The organism is Niveibacterium terrae (genome assembly GCF_048213115.1).
In the GTDB taxonomy this organism is placed as follows: Bacteria; Pseudomonadota; Gammaproteobacteria; order Burkholderiales; family Rhodocyclaceae; genus Niveibacterium; species Niveibacterium terrae.
The window spans coordinates 3,211,733-3,230,363 of sequence record NZ_CP172404.1 but is presented as its reverse complement, the minus strand read 5'-3'; the positions used below and the strand labels follow the sequence as shown (position 1 = coordinate 3,230,363).

16 protein-coding genes are annotated in these 18,631 nt (G+C 60.6%); 11 read left to right on the top strand and 5 right to left on the bottom strand.

Annotated features, from left to right (window positions below; genetic code table 11):
- Positions 1-87 precede the first annotated feature (87 nt).
- Together ACHFB9_RS14965 and ACHFB9_RS14960 are read right to left on the bottom strand one after the other, a co-directional pair.
- Complete coding sequence (locus ACHFB9_RS14965; protein WP_417068197.1) at positions 88-1,215, bottom strand: CmpA/NrtA family ABC transporter substrate-binding protein; 1,128 nt, start codon at positions 1,213-1,215, stop codon at positions 88-90.
- A gap of 3 nt (positions 1,216-1,218) precedes the next feature.
- Positions 1,219-1,809, bottom strand: a complete 591-nt coding sequence (locus tag ACHFB9_RS14960; protein WP_417068195.1) for an ANTAR domain-containing response regulator — start codon at positions 1,807-1,809, stop codon at positions 1,219-1,221.
- Positions 1,810-1,981: 172 nt separating this feature from the next.
- Between ACHFB9_RS14960 and ACHFB9_RS14955 the strand changes: the two genes are divergently transcribed.
- Positions 1,982-3,499, top strand: a complete 1,518-nt coding sequence (locus tag ACHFB9_RS14955) for a pyruvate kinase (protein WP_417068194.1) — start codon at positions 1,982-1,984, stop codon at positions 3,497-3,499.
- A 465-nt stretch (positions 3,500-3,964) separates the two neighbouring features.
- Complete coding sequence (pepN, locus tag ACHFB9_RS14950) at positions 3,965-6,664, top strand: aminopeptidase N (RefSeq protein WP_417068193.1); 2,700 nt, start codon at positions 3,965-3,967, stop codon at positions 6,662-6,664.
- A gap of 75 nt (positions 6,665-6,739) precedes the next feature.
- Here pepN and ACHFB9_RS14945 read toward each other — a convergent pair whose 3' ends face one another.
- Complete coding sequence (locus ACHFB9_RS14945; RefSeq protein WP_417068192.1) at positions 6,740-7,759, bottom strand: adenosine deaminase; 1,020 nt, start codon at positions 7,757-7,759, stop codon at positions 6,740-6,742.
- A 74-nt stretch (positions 7,760-7,833) separates the two neighbouring features.
- On the opposite strand from ACHFB9_RS14945, the gene ACHFB9_RS14940 reads away from it, so the two are divergent.
- The 7 genes from ACHFB9_RS14940 (at position 7,834) to ACHFB9_RS14910 (ending at position 14,100) form a co-directional block, all read left to right on the top strand.
- Positions 7,834-8,760 (top strand): cation diffusion facilitator family transporter, encoded by a 927-nt coding sequence (locus ACHFB9_RS14940; protein WP_417068191.1) that lies wholly within the window; start codon positions 7,834-7,836, stop codon positions 8,758-8,760.
- Positions 8,761-9,032: 272 nt separating this feature from the next.
- Positions 9,033-9,455 (top strand): hypothetical protein, encoded by a 423-nt coding sequence (locus tag ACHFB9_RS14935; protein WP_417068189.1) that lies wholly within the window; start codon positions 9,033-9,035, stop codon positions 9,453-9,455.
- Positions 9,456-9,853: 398 nt separating this feature from the next.
- Positions 9,854-10,408 carry an HNH endonuclease gene (locus ACHFB9_RS14930; RefSeq protein WP_417068188.1) on the top strand — a complete coding sequence of 185 codons (555 nt, stop codon included), beginning with the start codon at positions 9,854-9,856 and terminating at the stop codon, positions 10,406-10,408.
- Positions 10,409-10,535: 127 nt separating this feature from the next.
- Positions 10,536-11,621 (top strand): hypothetical protein, encoded by a 1,086-nt coding sequence (locus ACHFB9_RS14925; protein WP_417068186.1) that lies wholly within the window; start codon positions 10,536-10,538, stop codon positions 11,619-11,621.
- Positions 11,621-12,136: a hypothetical protein gene (locus ACHFB9_RS14920; protein ID WP_417068185.1), complete on the top strand. Its 516-nt coding sequence runs from the start codon at positions 11,621-11,623 to the stop codon at positions 12,134-12,136. Before ACHFB9_RS14925 ends, ACHFB9_RS14920 begins: the two co-directional genes overlap by 1 nt.
- Positions 12,137-12,269: 133 nt before the next feature.
- Positions 12,270-12,677, top strand: coding sequence for a hypothetical protein (locus tag ACHFB9_RS14915; RefSeq protein ID WP_417068183.1), 408 nt, complete (start codon positions 12,270-12,272; stop codon positions 12,675-12,677).
- A 172-nt stretch (positions 12,678-12,849) separates the two neighbouring features.
- Positions 12,850-14,100, top strand: coding sequence for a hypothetical protein (locus ACHFB9_RS14910; RefSeq protein ID WP_417068182.1), 1,251 nt, complete (start codon positions 12,850-12,852; stop codon positions 14,098-14,100).
- Positions 14,101-14,148: 48 nt separating this feature from the next.
- Here the strand turns inward: ACHFB9_RS14910 and ACHFB9_RS14905 are convergent, their stop codons facing one another.
- Positions 14,149-14,898, bottom strand: coding sequence for a substrate-binding periplasmic protein (locus ACHFB9_RS14905; protein WP_417068180.1), 750 nt, complete (start codon positions 14,896-14,898; stop codon positions 14,149-14,151).
- A gap of 214 nt (positions 14,899-15,112) precedes the next feature.
- Here ACHFB9_RS14905 and ACHFB9_RS14900 point away from each other — a divergent pair, with 214 nt between their 5' ends.
- Both ACHFB9_RS14900 and ACHFB9_RS14895 read left to right on the top strand, forming a co-directional pair.
- A complete protein-coding gene (locus tag ACHFB9_RS14900; RefSeq protein ID WP_417068178.1) occupies positions 15,113-15,400 on the top strand; it encodes a hypothetical protein in 288 nt (95 codons plus the stop codon).
- A gap of 741 nt (positions 15,401-16,141) precedes the next feature.
- Complete coding sequence (locus ACHFB9_RS14895; RefSeq protein WP_417068176.1) at positions 16,142-17,488, top strand: S41 family peptidase; 1,347 nt, start codon at positions 16,142-16,144, stop codon at positions 17,486-17,488.
- An 82-nt stretch (positions 17,489-17,570) separates the two neighbouring features.
- Here ACHFB9_RS14895 and ACHFB9_RS14890 read toward each other — a convergent pair whose 3' ends face one another.
- Positions 17,571-18,461, bottom strand: coding sequence for a DMT family transporter (locus ACHFB9_RS14890; protein ID WP_417068175.1), 891 nt, complete (start codon positions 18,459-18,461; stop codon positions 17,571-17,573).
- Positions 18,462-18,631: the final 170 nt, after the last annotated feature.

Below are 18,631 nucleotides of genomic sequence, written 5' to 3'. Positions count from 1 at the left end.
ATGGCAAAAATTATGCCATGAGGAGATGGGCTTATTCAATCGTGCGAGCGGGGTCTTTCCGGACGCGCGGCGGCAATTTGCGCTCCATCATGGTGCGCGGCTCCCGGTCGCGGTGCCGGCCCTGATCGCAAAACCGGACGCATAGGCGCCGGCCTCCTCGCCTTGCCAGGGGACGCCGTCGATCAGCACCGAGTGGCGGTTAGCGGCCGTCGGCACCGCGATGCCGAGGCTCCGCGCCGCCGTCGTGTAGAGCTCGGTCTGCTGCACGGCGCGCACGCGCTCCAGCGCAGCGGGATCCGCTTCCACCATGCCCCAGCGCTGGAACTGGGAGAGGAACCAGAGGCCGTCGGACAGATAGGGGTAGTTGACCGCGCCGTCCGCGAAGAAGCTCGCTTCGAGCGGGCCGCCCGGCAGAAGGCTCTGCCACTGCGCGTCGATCAGCTCGCCCGGCACGCCCAGATAGCCTTCCTCGGCCAGCCAGTGTGCGGCCTGGCTGCGGTGGACTGGCGTTTGTAGCCAGCGGCAGGCTTCGAGCAGGACCCGGCACAGATCGGTGGCGCGCGCCGGATCTTCGTCGATCCAGCTGCGCCGGCAGGCCAGCACCTTCTCCGGATGGTCGGGCCAGATCTCGCTGCTGTGCGCGCAGAGTCGGCCCAGGCCGCGCGCGGCGGCGACCGCGTGCCAGGGCTGGCCGGCGCAGAAGCCGTCGAGCAGGCCGCTGGCGAGCGCTTCGCTCATCTGCGGTGGCGGGATCACGACCATCCTGACGTCGCGCAGTGGGTTGATGCGCTGCGCGGCGAGCCAGTAGTGGAGCCACATCGCATGGGTGCCGGTCGGAAAGGTGTGGGCGAAGACCAGCTGCCGGCGCTTCGCGATTTCAGCGAGCGAGGCGCCCGCCGCGATCTCGTCGCTCAGCGGGCAGGAGAGCGTGATGCCCTGGCCGTTGCGGTTCAGCGCGATCAGCACCGCCATCGCCTCGGCCGGGCTGCCCAGGCCCAGATCCATGCCATAGACCATGCCGTATAGGCAGTGCGCCGCATCGAGCCGGCCGTCGATCAGCTTGTCGCGGATCGATGTCCAGGAGGCCTGTTTCTGCAGATCGAGTTCGAGGCCGTAGCGCGCGCCCAGATCCAGTTTCCGGGCGACGACCAGCGGCGCGCAGTCGGAGAGCGGGACGAAGCCGAGACGGATGCGGCGGAGCGGGGAGGGATTCATTTTTCAGCCCAGCAGTTTGGCGGTGTTGATCAGTTGGCGGGCGATGTCGGCCAGCCTCAGCCCCTGTTCCATCGCCTGGCTTCTGAGCAGCGCATAGGCGCGTTCCTCGGACAGTGCTCGCTTCTGCATCAGGATCAGCTTGGCCTTGTCGATCGCCTTGCGGTCGGCGAGCTGCTGCTCGGCGCTGGCGAGCCGGGCCTTGAGCCTCATGTCGTCCTCGAAGCGGACCTGGGCCAGATTGATGATCGGCGCGAGCTTCTCGGGCGTCACCGTGTCGACGACATAGGCGGTCACGCCGGCGTCGACGGCGGCCCTGATCGCGGGCAGCTCGCCCTGCTCGGCGAACATGATCACCGGATGGGGGGCGGCCTTGCCCATCACCGACAGCTGTTCCAGCGTGTCCAGCGACGGCGACTCGGTGTCGATGATGATCACGTCCGGACGCAGGTTCTCGACCGCGTAGAGCAGAGCCGCCGCGCCGTTCACCTCGGCCAGCACTTCGTAGCCGGCCTGGATCAGCGAGCACTGCAGGGCCTGTACGGTCCGCCCTGTGTCATTGACCAGCAGCACGCGCAGTTTCGGTGGAGAGGCCATCTTTCTGGAACTCGGGGAAGGGAGGGGCCGTAAGCCTCAAAAATACAGGGCATGGCCGCGGAATCCAAGCCTTGGTGTCAGCCGATCGCTGTGCGGCGTAGGGAAAACCTTCCCGCTTCGCTTTCCTGAAACAGTCCTGGCTCAGGCTGCGCGCAGCAAACAAGGAGTCGTCATGCCGACATCGACCGGGTGTGAAGCCCGCCTCATCGACCCGAGCCACCCCGATCTGAGCGATCTTCGTTCCGAAATCGACGCGTTGCGCGCGCAGCTCGCCGAGGAGACTGCGCAGCTGCTCGGGGCGTGGTCTGGCTGGCTCAGACAGAGCGATTTTCTGCCCAGAGCCCAGGCCATCGCGATCTACCTCGCGCTGAGCCGGCGCGATCTGAGCGGCCTGCAGCGGGAGCTCGGGCGCTTCGGCCTGGCGCTGCCGACGGCTGATTGGGCGAGGGTGCCCGGGACTCTGGCCGCGATCTCGACGCTGCTCGCGCGCGCGAGCGGTCAGAGCGTCGAACCCGCCTCGCCGGACGAGCTTGGCGGCGAAGCCTGCTGCCTCGACGCGCAGGCCAATGCGGTGCTGGGGCCGGCCCTGCCGGGCAGGAGTACGCGTCTGATCGTGACGGTGCCCGCGAGCCTTGCCGGGGACAGGGAGTTCGCGGTCAAGCTGCTCAGCCTGGGCGTCGAAATCCTGCGGCTGGACCTGGCGCAGGACGACGAGAGCGTCTGGCGGCTTCAGGCCGAGACTTTTCGCCGGGTCGCCGATGAACTGGGCCTGCCGCTCAGCATCCTCGCCGAACTCGGCGGAACCCGGCCCCAGACGGTCCGCTTCAGCGAGGCCGGGGAGAGGCGCCGCTATGCGCAGGGCGACTGCTTCTGGCTCGCCCGCGCGCCGTCCGAGCTGCCGCAGGGCGAGACCGGAATCGGCTGCAGCCAGCCGCAGATCATCGGACAGTTGAGGTTCGGCGATTCGGTCTGGATCGATGACGGAGAGCTGGGCGCCCGGGTCGTCGAGCGCGTCTATGGCGCGGTCCGGCTCGAAGTGATCCAGGCGAGCGCCGACGGCAAGCGGCTCAAGTCCGGACGCAGCCTCAATTTCCCCGATACCGAGATGGCCGTGTCGGCGCTCAGCGATCAGGATCTCGCCGCTCTGCCGTTTGCCGCGGCTCATGCCGACATCCTCGCCTGCTCGCGCCTGCAGGGCGCCGACGATGTCGCGGCCTTGCTGACCGCGCTCGCTGGATGTCCGTCCCGCCCCGCCCGTGCGCTGGCGCTGGCGATCAAGCCGGAGAGCCGACGCGCCGCGCGCAATCTGCCCGAGATCCTCGTCGCCGCGGCCAGTCGCCTGCCTTGTTCGGTGCTGCTGCCGGCCCCGGCGCTTGCCGTCGAACTCGGCCCCGAGCGGCTCGGCGAGCTCATCGCGCGGATCGCCGCGCTCTGCGCCGCCGCCGCCGTGCCGGTCATCCGGACCGCGCCCGAACTCGACCGGCTGGTCCGGCGCGGCCCGCCTTCGCGGCGCGAACTCGTTGAGGCGATGGCGAGCGTGTGCGGCGAAGCCGTTCTGCTCGATCGGGGGCCACATCTGTTGCGCGCGGTCGATTTTCTGGCCGACGCCTTGTCGCGCAAGGACGAGATTTGCCCGTTGCCAGGTCCCCGCCGCGACGCTCTGGCGAGCTGGCAGGCTTTCTTCGAGTGAGCGGGCCGGGAGGGCGCAGCAATTCCCGTCAATCCCGCCGAATCTAGGGTTTTCCCTGATTCCCGGCATCGCGCATTCGCGTTTGACGCCGCGGTATACCAGCGCCAGCCGGGGGCGCGGGGAAAACCTCGCCGAGCGGGGAAAAGCCAGCAATTCTCGCCAAGACGCAGCGGGGTTATGGGCGCCTAATGCGTTCCGAGGCGTTGCGATGACTGGCTCCCCCGCCATCCCCCCCGACGTCGCGCCCCCGCGACGAGTCATCGCACCGCGCCTTGTCTCCCTCCTGCCCCCCGGTGATCCCCGTCTCCGGGGGGTGTTTATTTGGGCCAATCCTTTCGCTTCGGTCATTTCCGTGCCATGACATAAGTTGTCGTCGCGCGGGTGAATCCCTTTCAGCCTGTCGCTGAAATAGAATCCATTCCTTCGCGCGAATCACGAGTTCGCGTCTCCCCAGCAAGGACAATCATGCGTACCGAAACGCCCCAGGCCATCTACCTCAAGGATTACACCCCCCCGCCTTTCCTGATCGATACCGTCGATCTCGATGTCGCAATATTCGACGAGAACACCCGGGTCCGCTCCCGGATGGGGCTGCGCCGCAATCCGGCTGCCGCCGATCCCCAGGCTTCGCTGTGTCTGGATGGCGAGGATCTGGTCCTCGAATCGGTCGCGCTCGATGGGCGAATCCTCGCTGCGGGGGAATATGTGCTGTGTGGCGGGCGGCTGCTGCTGCGCGTCGAGCTTCCCGAAGCCTTCATGCTGGAGACGGTCAGCCTGATCGAACCGGACAAGAACACCCAGCTCTCCGGTTTCTACCGCTCCAAGGACGGCTATTTCACGCAGTGCGAAGCCGAGGGTTTCCGCCGCATCACCTGGTTCCTCGACCGTCCCGACGTGATGGCCAAGTACACGGTGACGCTGCACGCCGACAAGGCGAAGTTCCCGGTGCTGCTCTCCAACGGCAATCCGGTCGCCTCGGGCAGCGAAGGCGTCGGGCGGCACTGGGCCAAATGGGTCGATCCTTTCCGTAAACCCAGCTACCTGTTCGCGATGGTTGCCGCGAAGCTCGACGTGCTCAGGGAAGACTATCAGACCCGCTCCGGGCGCACCGTGCACTGCGCGGTCTTCGTCGAGCCGGGCAAGCTCGATCAGTGCGCGCACGCGATGGCCGCGCTGAAGAAGAGCATGAAGTGGGACGAAGTGGTCTTCGGCCTGGAGATGGACCTCGATCACTACATGATCGTCGCGGTCGGCGACTTCAACATGGGGGCGATGGAGAACAAGGGCCTCAACATCTTCAACACGAAGTGCGTGTTGGCGAGCCCCGATACCGCGACCGACAGCGATTTCCAGCACATCGACCGCGTCGTCGCGCACGAGTACTTCCACAACTGGACCGGAGACCGCGTGACCTGCCGCGACTGGTTCCAGCTGTCGCTGAAGGAAGGCCTGACTGTCTTCCGCGACCAGCAGTTCGGCATGGACATGCATTCGGCCGGCGTGACCCGGATCCAGGACGTGCGGACGCTGCGCGCGGCCCAGTTCCCCGAGGACGCGGGGCCCATGGCCCATCCGATCCGGCCGGCGAGCTACGCCGAGATCAACAACTTCTACAGCGCGACCGTCTATGAGAAGGGCGCCGAAGTGATCCGGATGATCCACACGCTGATCGGCAAGAGCGCCTTCCGCGCCGGCATGGATCTGTACTTCAAGCGCCACGACGGCCACGCGGTGACCTGCGAGGACTTCGTGTCCGCGATGGCTGACGCGTCCGGCGTCGATCTGACCCAGTTCAAGCGCTGGTACAACCAGGCCGGCACGCCGCGCCTCGTCGCGCGCGGCGAGTACGATGCCGCGGCGCGCCGCTTCACGCTGAGCTTCACCCAGCAGTATCCGGCCACCGCCTACGAGCGCCGCCTCGAAGCGGAAGGACGCAAGTTCTCGCGCGGCGCCTACCACCTGCCGGTCGTGCTGGGCCTGATCGGCCCCGACGGCGCCGAGCTGCCGCTGCGCCTCGCCGGCGAAGACAAGGCGGTCGGCACCCAGCGGGTGCTGGAGCTGCGCGAAGACGAGCAGACTTTCGTGTTCGAGGATGTCGCGGTCCAGCCCGTGCCTTCGCTGCTGCGCGGCTTCTCGGCTCCGGTGATCCTCGACTACCCGTATGCCGAGGCCGAGCTGACCCATCTGATGGCGCACGACACCGACGCGTTCTCGCGCTGGGAAGCCGGCCAACGGCTCGCGACGCAGATCCTGCTGCGCGGCATCGAAGCCTTCCAGACCGGCAAGGGCGAAGCGCTCGGCTGGATCCCGGCCTCCTATGTCGAAGCGATCCGCACGCTGCTCGCCTCCGCCGCCGATCCCGAGAGCGATCCGGCGCTGATCGCCGAAGCGCTGACCCTGCCGTCCGAAGTCGTGCTGGCCGAGGCGGTCAGCGGCGTCGTCGATCCGGACGCGATCCACGGCGCCCGCGAAGCGCTGATCGGACATCTGGCGGCCCAGCTCAAGGGCGAGCTTTTGATGACCTATCAGGCGTTGAAGCTCTCGGCGCCGTACTCGCCCGATGCGGCCCAGGTCGGCGCGCGCGCGCTGCGCAACACCTGCCTCGACTATCTGGCCGGTTCCGCCACCGTGGAAGCGCTCGCTCTGCTCAAGGCCCAGCTCGACGAAGCCGACAACATGACCGACTCGGTCGCGGCTCTGGCGGCTCTGGCCAATCTGGATGTGCCCGAACGCCAGGCCGCGCTCGACGCCTTCCTCGAGCGCTGGAAGCACGAAGCGCTGGTCGTCGACAAATGGCTCAACGTGCAGGCGCTCTCCAGCGCGGCCGACACCGGCAGCCGGGTCCGCAGCCTGCTCGACCATCCGGCCTTCGACATCCGCAATCCGAACAAGGTCTATGCGCTGGTGCGGGCGTTCTGCCGCGGCAACCCGAGGCACTTCCACGCCGCGGACGGCTCGGGCTATGCGCTGGCGGCCGACGTGATCCTGCTGCTCGATTCGGCGAACCCGCAGGTCGCGTCGCGGATCGCGCGCAGCTTTGACGCGTGGCGCCGCTTCGACGCGGCCCGGCAGAGCCTGGCGCGGACCCAGCTGCTGCGCATCCAGGCCAAGACCGACCTGTCCCGCGATGTCGGCGAAGTGATCGGCCGGGCCCTCGAAGCCTGATCCTGAGCGTCGTCGCTTCAAACAAAAAGCCCGCATTTGCGGGCTTTTTGTCGTAAAGGCGGAGCGCTTGCCGGATCAGGCGGCGGCGCGGGCTTCGTCCAGTTTCGCGATCCAGCCGGCCTTCTCGGCGTCGCTGGCGAAGCTCGCTTCGAGGCTGTTGCGCAGCAGCGTGTACCAGGTGTCGACGTCGAACTCGAAAGCGGCCTGCACCGCGCGGATGTTCTCTCCCAGATAGCCGCCGAAGTAGGCCGGATCGTCGCTGTTGATCGTGACCTTGAGCCCGGCCGCGAGCAGCGCCGGCAGCGTGTGATCCTTCATCGTCGCGAAAACGCAGAGGCGCACGTTCGAGAGCGGGCACACGGTCAGCGGCATGCCCTCTGCGGCGAGTCTCGCCATCAGCGCGGCATCCTCGCTGGCGCGCACACCGTGGTCGATCCGGCTGACCTTCAGCAGATCGAGCGCTTCGACGATGTAGGCGGGCGGGCCCTCCTCGCCGGCATGGGCAACGACCGGTTTGCCCAGGTCGCGGCAGCGCGCGAAGACGCGTTCGAACTTCGCGGGCGGGTGGCCCTTCTCGGACGAATCGAGGCCGAAGCCGTCGATCCGGGCTATGAAGGGCAGGGCGGCCTCCAGCGTCGCGAACGCGTCCTCTTCGGACAGATGGCGCAGGAAGCAGAGGATCAGCTTCGTGCTGATCCCGAACTGAGCCTTGGCCTGGGCGGCGCCCGCGGCGAGGCCTTCGAACATCGTCGCGAAGGCGATGCCGCGCGCGAGGTGGGTCTGCGGGTCGAAGAAGATCTCCGTATGGACGACGCCGTCGGCAGCGGCCCGCGCGAGATAGGCGAGCATCAGGTCGCGGAAATCCTCTTCGCTGCGCAGCACGTCGGCGCAGGCGTAGTAGAGGTCGAGGAAGGACTGCAGGTCCGAGAAGTCATAGGCGGCGCGCAAAGCGTCGATGTCCGCGTAGGGCAGAGCGATGCCGTTGCGCTGGGCCAGCGCGAAAGCGAGCTCGGGTTCGAGCGAGCCTTCGATGTGCAGATGCAGCTCGGCTTTCGGCGCGGCGAGCGCGAAAGCGAGCGCGCGGGATGGGGTCATGGGTTTCTCCTGCGGAGGCGGTTTGGCAGAGGTAACATGCAGGGGATATATCCCCCACTTTGCCAAGGAAATTGATGAACGATCAGATCGAGGTTTCGGCCGGAGGCGAATCCCCTGAAAAACACGCGGCGGCGCGGCGCAGCACTCTGGTCAGCGTCGTGGTCAATATCGGTTTGACCGTCGCCCAGATTGTTGCCGGTATTCTGTCCCATTCGCAAGGCCTGATCGCGGACGGCATCCATTCGCTGTCCGATCTCGTCGCCGATTTCGTCGTGCTGTTTGCAAACCACCACAGCCAGAAGGAAGCGGACGCCGATCACCACTACGGCCATCACCGCTACGAGACCGCCGCATCGCTGGTGCTGGGCGTGCTGCTGCTCGCGGTCGGCGTCGGCATGCTGTGGTCGGCCGTGAACAAGCTGCACGACCCGCACCTGATCGTGAAGGTCAAGGTAGCGGCGCTGTGGGTCGCGCTCGCCGCGCTGCTCGCGAAGGAGCTGCTCTTCCGCTACATGCTCGCGGTCGCCGAGCGGGTCCGCTCGAGCATGCTGGTCGCGAACGCGTGGCATGCGCGCTCGGACGCGGCGTCCTCACTGGTCGTCGCGGTCGGCATCGGTGGCAGCCTGTTGGGGCTTCCGATCCTCGACCCGATCGCGGCGCTGGTGGTCGGCGTCATGGTTTCCCGGATGGGCTGGACCTTCGGCTGGAGCGCCTTGCACGACCTGATGGACGGCGCCGTCGACGAGAGCCAGGTCGAGCAGATCCGCGAGATCCTGCAGACGACGCCGGGCGTCAAGGGCGTGCACGATCTGAAAACGCGCAAGATGGGCGACTTGATCATCGTCGACGTGCATCTGGAGATCGACGGTGCGATCACGGTCAGCGAAGGCCACGAGATCACGGTCGCTGCCCGCAATCGCGTCAAGAAGGATCTGCCCGTCCTCGACGTGCTGGTCCACGCCGATCCCTACGGAGAACCGGACGAGGATTTCGTAGGGTGAGCGGGGTAGAGCAAGAGAAAGCCGACTTTGCAGTCGGCTTTTTTTGGGGCGAAAAGACGGGACGTTTTGCCTTGTGGCGCGAGGAGGGGGGGCAACATCATGAAGCTCTGGCGCGGGGAATCCCCCCGCCTAGCCCTCTATGCCGTTTCACCCGCAGCATGGCCTTGATGCGACTGCTCGCCATCCTGTTCAGCCTGCACTGCAATCGTCTGGCAGATCCTTGCGTGAGCGGGGAGCTATATTAAGTGGAACCCGGCGCTCCAAAGAGTCACATGCTCAACGCTCATGGTGAATTTTCAGTGCAATGGTTTGCACAAGTCTGCTTGGTCACCCTGCGCGACAGCTTTAATCGCGAAGGTGTGCTGGCCATGGCGGCGGGCATCCGCCAAGCTTGGCTTGATGCTGGCCAACCGACGCACTGGGCGCATGTGATGGATCTGCGCGAATGGCAAGGGGGCACGCGCGATGGCTTTGCCGCTTCGCACGAGCTGCTGATGTGGAACGTCGCGCACGGCGCCAAGGCTATCATCCGCATTCACAGTGCCATGTTCCTGGCGCGCGTCACCGAGCGCCAACACGTTTTTGACGATATTTCCGTACCCATTATTACCGTCAGTACCCCCGAACAAGCCTGGGGATGGCTCGAAACGCACGGCATCGCCTGCTTACCCCCAGGGGCCGTGCCTTGCTCTTGATCATTCCTGTTCTGGGATTGCCCGGCTGACGGTGGTGGGGCGGCGCGGGGTCTGTTCGGGCTTGCCGATACTCGACCCGATCGCGGCCCTCATCGTGCTGGTCCACGCCGATCCCTACGGAGAGCCCGACGAGGATTTCGTCGGGTGAGCGGAGTGCAGCAAAAAGCCGACGTTGAGTCGGCTTTTTTGTCGTTAAGACAAGGCGTTACACCTTGTAACACGAAGTACCCTGGGTGTAGATTGCGAGCAAGGGGGGCGGCTCTCACTGCGCGCGTAGGGCGCTGTAATCCTGAAGGAAAGCCTAAAAATGTAGAGAAATTGTGGGAAGCAAGACCTGGTGTTGCGGATTTTCTTCTGTCCTATGTTGCTTCAATGTTAAAAATTTGAGTTTTCTTATCATGCCTACATCTATTACTTGTTTCTGGAATGACTCTGAAATTGATATCGAAGAAGCCATTGAAATAAGAGATAGGGAAGAATCGCCTCTGTTTCAATGCATTCAATGTGGTGAGAGAGTGAAGGCCCACTCCGGCGGGGGGCATACACACGCTCACTTTGAGCATGTCAATAGAAATCCAGAGTGCTTTTTAAGTCATAGTGATTCCTACAAGTATGGAGGAATCAAGGTTGAGTCACAGCAAAACCCGGACGCGGAAGTTGCTATTGAAGGTTACGCAAAAGAGCGGAAATTTTTGGCGCACTACCGCAGGGCGGAAATTGTCTTGCTATGCAAGGAAAGGGATGGCTTTGCGTGCAAAGCTTGTGGCTTTTCTTTGCGTGTAAACGGAAGGAGCGTCGTTGAGTGCCATCACTTGGTTCCACTGTCCGAAGGAGGGAGGCGGATCACGTCGGTAAATGATCTTGTTTGTCTCTGTCCAACTTGTCACAGAGTGGCTCATACATCAAATCCGCCTCTTTCGATAGAAGAGGTGTCGAGACTTACAAAACGATAGAGCGGATCATTGTGTCTTGCATTGCATAAAAATGATCAGATTCTGGACCTGACTCGCGGCTTTCCCGTCCTCAGCATTTTGCGATGTACTCAAATCGAAACCTGCTGGACAGTTCTATGGGCTTCTAATGATTATCACCGGGCATATCAACTATTTTAATGTTTTGGCATGTGGGTTATACAAGTATAACAACACGAATCCGCACGGCCTTAACCTGTCTGAGACATTTGATTCCATAATGGAGTGGATTAAAGATAGAGGTCTTGTTGATACCATTCCATGGGATCCAAATGATTCTTCTATTAATTCTCCAAAATGTTACTGTCGTGATATTTATAAATGCGAAACCACAGGGGAGTTTCTTCTGGTTCTATGGAAGTCTGACTCCGATTCGGCTGGGACTCTTTATGGGGCAAGAGAAGATGATCTCCCTGGGCGGGGCGAAGTGGTTGCATACACTAATAATTACAAAGGATCTAAGGTTGTTTGGGGGCGGCCTTGCTATTACTGGATACTCCCAGATAAGAATTTGATACTTTCCATAAAGTTTGATCATTCTGTGTGCGACTCGGAAATGATGCAAGACTGGGTTGTTCGGTGCATCAATAACAGAGTTAAGCATCCCGGAAAAACCAAGGAAATCACACAAGGTGGTTTTGTGCGAATCTATTTTCCTGAGCGTGCGGGGGATGCTCCAACACGATTTTCATATAGATTTGATACAAAGCTATGCAGTTTAAATACTTCGTCAGCGGAAATGACTGATTTGGCGGCAAAAGTAACTCACATAATACGGAGAGAAACTGTTCAGCTCAAAACCGACCCAGATGATCGTGCTGCTTGGGTTAAGGTTTTTGATTCTGTGCCATATTTGAAGGCAAAACCAAAAGCTAAAGTTAGGCAGATTGAGGTGCGTGCAGAGGTGAAGCCAACAGCCCAAGAGCTAAAAACAATAATCGAAAAATTTGCTCGCGAAAACAGGGGGCACGGCGAGTGGGATAACATTGGGTTTGAGACGGAAGCGGGAAATACGGTTTGGGTTGATAGATATAGACTTCGAGCGTCAATCAATATTGATCAAAAAGACCAAAAGGTATTTACTGCCGAAGCCTTGCACGCAAGGCTGGCGACAAAAAGAACCGAATTGCTCGCGGAGGTAACTAGAGCAAACAATGCTTCCGCTTCGGTTTTCGAAAAGGCTGTGGGGGCGTAATGCTAATCCGCGCTTTTATCTACCTGGTGATTTTTGTCGGTGCTTATGGATTGGTTTGGTTGTTTGGGGTTGATTATCACTATGGAGATCTAAAGGATTATATTGGTCTGCTGTCAAGCGTGTCTTCAATGGTTTTTACGATTATGGGTATATGGATTGCTCTTTTGTATCCGAATGCGCTAAATAGAATTGTTGATCCAAAAAAAATAGAAATTGCGGATTTTTCGGAAACGCGAGAAGAGACTAAGCGACTCGAACGCATTGTTGCGGCTGTATTGCAATCGGCTGTTGTCTTGATGGTGGCGTTGCTAGTAATGGCTGCAAAAACCGCTCTCGTCAAGACGGGGTTTTATGTAAATAACGCATTTGTCCTAAAGTCTCTTGCGTTGTCGGCGGTTGCTGCAATATCTGCCATGCAGGTCGATGCGGTTTTGTCGGTTGTGTTTGCTAATGTTATGTTCATTAATGATCTTCATAGAAAGCGACTCGAAAAAAGAGCTGATCAAGATATTTAGCTAGCAGAAAAGCAATGGGGTCAGATACCGTCTTGGAAAAGTCCGGGGACAGGTCTTGCGTTGCATCAAATACAAAACCTGTTCCGAGGGGCTTATCGAAAAGTCCGGGGTCAGGTCTTGCATTCGATCATTTTTGAAACTGACGATGCCTTGTAAGCGATATGTGGTTGCTACAATTTTTTTGGCATTGCTTGCTTCCGTTGTTTGGGTGGCGAGCATGCGGGCTGATGAGTTCGCCAGTGCGGTGGGTTGCAAAGACATTGTTTTGAATAGGGTGGACTCGCCTGCGGGACGACATGCGCTGTTCGTGTTTAGACGCGAGTGCGGTGCCACCTCCCCAGATTCAATACAAGCAAACATTCAGCCGGTGGGGGTGGCTCACGACGGCGAAAAGTACAGGGCATTTGTCGTTGTTGATGGGGCGTCAGGCCTGAAGGTCAAGTGGTTGGGTGATAACCAAGTGACTGTGGCTGGAACTTCTTCTGCGCGCGTATATAGGAAAGACCACGTTTCTGATGCCGTGCAGATTGAATATCAATAGAGATCTAACTCAAGGGGTCAGGTTTTGCATTCGATCATTTTGTGTGGCTTTGATGCAATTCAAGACCTGTTTATGGCTATGGGAATGGCAATAAAATGATCGGGATTCTATGCGTATGACTGTTCTCCTTTCGCGCCTACACCGGGGGCGGGCGGTTCTGAGAGGATTCTCGTTGCTGGCGATTTTTTGCGCGATGATGCTGACGGGAGGCTGCTTTGAGCGGCAAAATCAGTCTTCGACGAAGAGCGACCCGCACGGCGCTCAGGGAAAAGTTGCACCGCAGCAGGGGGGCGCAGGAGCAAGGGATTTGGAGAAGCAGGACAGTGATTTTGTTGCACGCTTTGCGAAAGAGGCCGATCCCGACAAAAAGTGGGAAATGCTTGAGGCTCATGTCAGTGCGATCCAGACTGAACGGGGTCAATTTGATTCTGATCATCTCGACTGGATTCATCAGCAAGAAGAGAAGATTCTTGCCCAGTTCCCGCAGGACCATCCCGCAAAAATCATTCGGCGCGCTTACGCGGCATACGACGCGGCGATGTCGCCCTTTGGGGTGAATGCAACATCAGAAGAGCAGCTCAGTGCCCTGGCTGCTTCCGCTGACGAACTGACCCAAAAAGGTGGGGCTCGGTCAGTTGAAGAGGCCGATTTGGCGTCACTGAACGCGCTGGAGGCCGTGGCGGACTTCATGGTCAAGGCTAAGTATCCTGCACGGATCGGTAGAGATCTGCCTGCTTTCGAAATCCTGCATCGGGTCTGCACGCAACGCCATGACCTCGAATTGGCATTCAGGCTGGCAAGCTGCGCCACGGCGGCAAAAGCGTATTTTCAGTCTGGGAAAACGGCCGACGCCGCGGCTGTGATGAAGGAATACGTGGCGATTGCCAGGGCGGAGGCTTCGACCGCAGAGCCGCCTGGAGAGTATGGCGCTCCCAATCTGCGTGAATCCGCGCTGCTCAACTACGGATGGTATCTCTTCGAGATCGAGCGCAATCAGGAGGCTTTGCTGCTGGCGAAACAGAACGGCGGACCCGCTTCGACCGCGCGTGCCGAATGGTATCAGCTGGCCGGCTGGGCAGACATTGCGCTGGATCGCTACAGAGATGCGGAGGAGCAGTTCCAGCGGGGGCTGGATGCTGAAGACGCCCGGCGTTATCCTGTGCAGAGATTTTTCCCCAGAAAAGTGAGGAATCTGCTGCGGGGGGCGGGAGCTTTTCGACGCGGCGCGACGTCTCTCGTGGTCGATCTATACATCGCCCAAATCAAAACCAACCCGCAAGAAGCCTCAAAAGTCCCCAACAGGTATTCGAATTGGGAATCGCTTCTAGGGTTGGGAAGCACTTCCTCCGGGTTTGGCGACAGGGTCCGTTCTGCCGAATATTCCGAAGCGCTGAGCAAGATGAATCGCCTTTACATCGAGTGAATTGCTGCAGGCCGGAATGGTCGATTTCGGGGCAGAATCCCTGGGCCTTCAGAATCCGCTTTCCCGGTAGATTTTCTTGAGGGTGCCATCCTTCTCGATGGTCGCGAGGCCTTTGTTGAAGTCGGTGACGATCTGCTCGGCATGGTTCGCCCTTTTCGAGACGATCAGGTACAGGTAATTGGTTTCGAGCGGCGGTTGCAGCGCCACGATTTGATTCTCGAGACCGGGGAAGCGGGTGCGGATAGCCAGTTCGGTGGCCCGCCTCTCGTCGACGAGAATGTCGAAGCGCCTGTTGATGAATTTCCTCAGATTCTCGTCCTGGCTGGTCGCCAGATCGAGGCGTAAATGTGCTTGCTGCAGGGTGCGGATAAAGCTGTTGCCGCGCACCGCGCCGATGCGGTAAGGCTGCAGGTCGGCGAGTTTTTGATAGCGGATCGGGCGGTCGGCAAAGGCGAAGAAGACGATATCGTTCTTGATGATCGGCGCGGAGTAGAGGAAGTCCTTCTCCCTTTCCGCCGAATGCCAGGCGCCGACAATCCCGGTCACTGCGCCGGCGCGGGCCTCCTCGATGGCGCGGTTCCACGGCGGGAAGACGTAGTGCGAGTCGCGCCCGGCGGCCCGCAACGCCGCCCTGCTGATCTTGACCAGCAGACCGCCCTCCGGCGCCTGGGCCGAGCTGTAGGGCAGCCAGTCGTCCGAGGCGGCAAAGGTGAGCGCTTCCTCCGCTCGCGTGGCCAACGGCAGAGCGGTCGCGATCAGCAACGCGAGCGCGCAGGAGGCTCGTTCAAGCAGGTGCATCGCAGTCTCTTCGCGGAAGGATGCCTGAAGGGGTTGGTGGACTCAGCGACAAGGGGCCGCTCGCCGATATCCCCGGCGAAGCGCGCCAACTTGCGTATCGTATATATAGTTTGCGAAGGGGGGCGAGGCTGGTGTTCCCCGGGGAGCTAGCGTGCCAGCCCGCTGCTCAGGCAAGGTTCAAGCTGAACGGCTTCACTGTGGCGGAGCGCATTCCGTGAGCAAATTTTTCGCCGTCTTCCACGTCATCGCAGTTCTGGCGCTCGCCCTCAGCGCAGTCTTTATCTGGCGGCTCCGCTGCGAGAGCTTCGGGTGCATGGGCGTCGGTGTCGCCTGGTTCGCCTGGGGGCTAGCGTTCTTCCCTGTCCTGGCCATCGGGGGGGCGCTTTGCTCACGCTCTTCGCTTGGCGTGAGGCTGCGCAAGCTTACTCGCCTGGCGGTGTGGGCTCAGGTGGTTCTCGGGCTGGTTCTGTTGGGGGCCTGGGTGTGCAAGAATGCGGTCTAGTCCTTCAATCAAACGGGATAGTCCAAGGTTTGCGCTTTGTTCTTCCGCTATTCCAAACATCAGGTCGCTGCGATGAAAAGAACCCTGGCTATTTTCGCGTCCCTGTTCATGCTCTCCGGCTGCTACGGCTATACGGCCATTGGCGGACACACGGAGCGGACAAAGCAAGCCACCCCCGCTTCTCAAGAGGATTTCGGGGCAAAGGCTCACCCGGAGAACGGAACCGTCATTACGGAGTCCGAGCGCAGATGGTGCGGCCTCACGATATGGGCTGTCATCCCCGTCCCGCTGATGCTCCCGGTGTGCAAGTCCTATACTGAGGCCACCTTTGCCGACAACAAATTGGTTTCATATCGGGAAGTGTCGGTAAATGAGCACTGGTATGTCTGTGAGCCCTTGAGGTATGTGGCTTCAAGGTTCTTCCCAACGGCGAAACAGGGGTTGTGCAGTTATTAAAGTGAGCCGGCTGTGAGGTCAGGTGTCGTCTTGATCCTCAAGCGCCGGAGGGTCAAGATCGGCCCCGAATGGCTCTCCGGAGCGCACGATGGCGTAGATCAGGTGCACCATCGCTGCGCCCCAAGTCACCGTTCGGCCTCCTGGCTGACGAACGCGGGCGTGCTCCCGCCGCCATTTGATAAGTGGTGCTCTTAAGCTTTCACTAAGCTGCGGTCCATATAGTAAGCAATGAATTCCTCGTCACGGCAGACGAAGTATTTATATGTTTACTGGAAAGGACTGAAAGTGAAGACATGGAGTAATCGGCTGCTCAAGCTCGCCTGGCTCGCCGTATTCACGGCTGCGCTTGTCGCTTGTGGTGGCACCTCGGGTGACAAAAAGGCCAGCAACAACAAGCCGGTCAATCTTGCGGGGGTCTGGAAAACCGAAGGCTATGGTTTGGTATTGCAGGGAGTTGGCGGAAAAATGACTCTGCATCAGACCAACAGCATCAGCGGCATGAAAATCCAAGAGGGAAGTTATGTGGGTGACACCGTCACGCTTCCTTCGCTGAACCTGACGCTGAAGGCGACACGGCTGGACGGTGATGGACTCTTGCTCAAAGATGCTGACGAAAACCACCGCTATGTATTGCGGCCACTCGCCGCCTTGCCGCTTGTGTTGCAGAACGGTGGCACCAAAGAGAGCAGCGATCCGATACTCAACTTCGATGTCTTCTGGCAAACCTTCGAAGACAATTATGGCTTCTTCAAGGTTCGCGGGCTTGACTGGAAGGCCGTGCGCGATCGGTATCGTCCGCAGGTGAATGCCAATACCACGCCAGACGAATTGTTTGAAATCATGTCAAACGCCTTGTCCGGACTTTCCGGCGATTCACACACCGTGCTCTACGGTAGCAACCAGGTCAGATCCAAGCTTGATTACGATGAAAACACGGTTTACGCCATGCGCGATAAGGTGCTGAACGATCCGACCTTCATCAAGACGGGGGGAGACGGACTTCTTGCCTATAAGCATCTGAATGCAGACACCACGCTGATTTCCGTTTTCAGTGAGATGGGAGCCGGTGGTCCCAACGGTGGTGACATCAATGGCGAGATCAAGCAGCTGGAGGCGATCCTCGCGGCATGTGCAGGGAAGAAGAGCATCATTCTCGATCTGCGAGCCAATACGGGCGGTTACGACACTGTGTCCTTGAGAATCGCCGGGCACTTTGCGGCCGCCAGGCGCCTGGCATTTTCAAAGCAGGTGCGCGATGGCGACGGGTTTGCTCCGCTCTTTCAGCGATATGTCGAGCCCGAAGGCAAGGTGTTCCTGGGCAAGGTTTATGTACTCACCAGTCATTTCACGGTCAGTGCGGGTGAATCACTGACCATGGCTTTGCGGGCGCTGCCCAATGTGACGGTAATCGGCGAGAACACCAACGGCTCGCTGTCTGATCAGCTGAGCTACCAGCTGCCCAATAGCTGGTTCGTAACTTTGTCGAACGAGCGCTATGTCGCGGCGGACGGCGGTGCCTATGAGAAGACGGGGGTTCCGCCCGCGATCTACATTCCCTTCGACGCCAAAGCGTATCTGGCGGGGAATGACGCGATTCTGGGCAAGGCACTCGAACTCACCGGTGTGCGCTGAGCTGTGGCGCTGCTGAACGCCTGAAACTTCTATCCGGAGAGCCTTGCTGAACGCGGCTCTCCAGACACAAGACAGCAAAGGCTCACTCTGCTGCGCCCACTCCTCTGCCTGGCCGGGCAAACATGACCAGATTGCCGGCCAGGATCATCGCGAGGCCTGCGACCGCGTTCGGATGCCAGACATAGCCTTCGCAGACCGTCGATACCGTCAGGGCCACCAATGGAATGAGCAGCGAGCTGTAGGCGGCCTGGCTCGCGCCGATTCGGCCGACCAGTTTGAAGTAGGCGCCGAAGGCGATCACCGAGCCGAAGATCGCCAGATAACTCAGCGCGCCGAGGTAGCGCAGGTTCAGCTCGGGCATGAAGCGCTCACCGCGCAGCAGCGCGATCAGGCCCATCACCAGCGCGCCATAGAGCATGGCCCAGGCGTTCGTCGACAGCGTGTCCAGACCGCGCCTCTGGTGGCGGGTGCTGATCATGTTGCCGAGCGAGAAGCCATAGGCGCCCAGCAGGCACAGGCCGACGCCGAGCGGCAGCGTGGTGCTGAGCGATGTCGCGCAGAGCTCGCGCCAGAACAGCGCAAGGATGCCGCAGCCGCCCAGCAGGGCCGCGCCGATGATCTGCGGCTTCAGGGGCTGGCCGAAGAAGAAACGCGCATTGAGCGCATTGAAGAGCACGGCCATCGAGAAGATCACGGACTCGAGCCCGCTGCTGATATAAGCGGCGGCCGTGTAGAGGCAGTAGAAGTTGAAGCCGAACACGCAGCAGCCCTGCAGCAGGCAGAACAGGTGATCGCGGCGGTTCAGCCGTTTGAGAGTGCGGCTGAGGACGAGGATCAGCCAGAGGCAGGACGACGCGAGCGCGAAGCGCCAGAAGATAGAGACCGGAGCGGCAACCGGCCCGCGTTGCATCGCGATCGCGATCCAGGTCGTGCCCCAGATCAGCACGACGGTCAGATAGAGCGCCAAATTCATCAGGAAACTCCAGGGGGGAACAGAGCCCGAGTCTGCCCCGGCCCCTTCCTCGCCCGCTTCCTTGTCCTTGCGAAACTTGCAGAATCTTGCGCTTATTTGGCGCGAACCCGGCGGCGGGACTGGCCAGCAGAGGAGCGACTTTCTACACTGGGCGTCCGCCCTCTCGACCC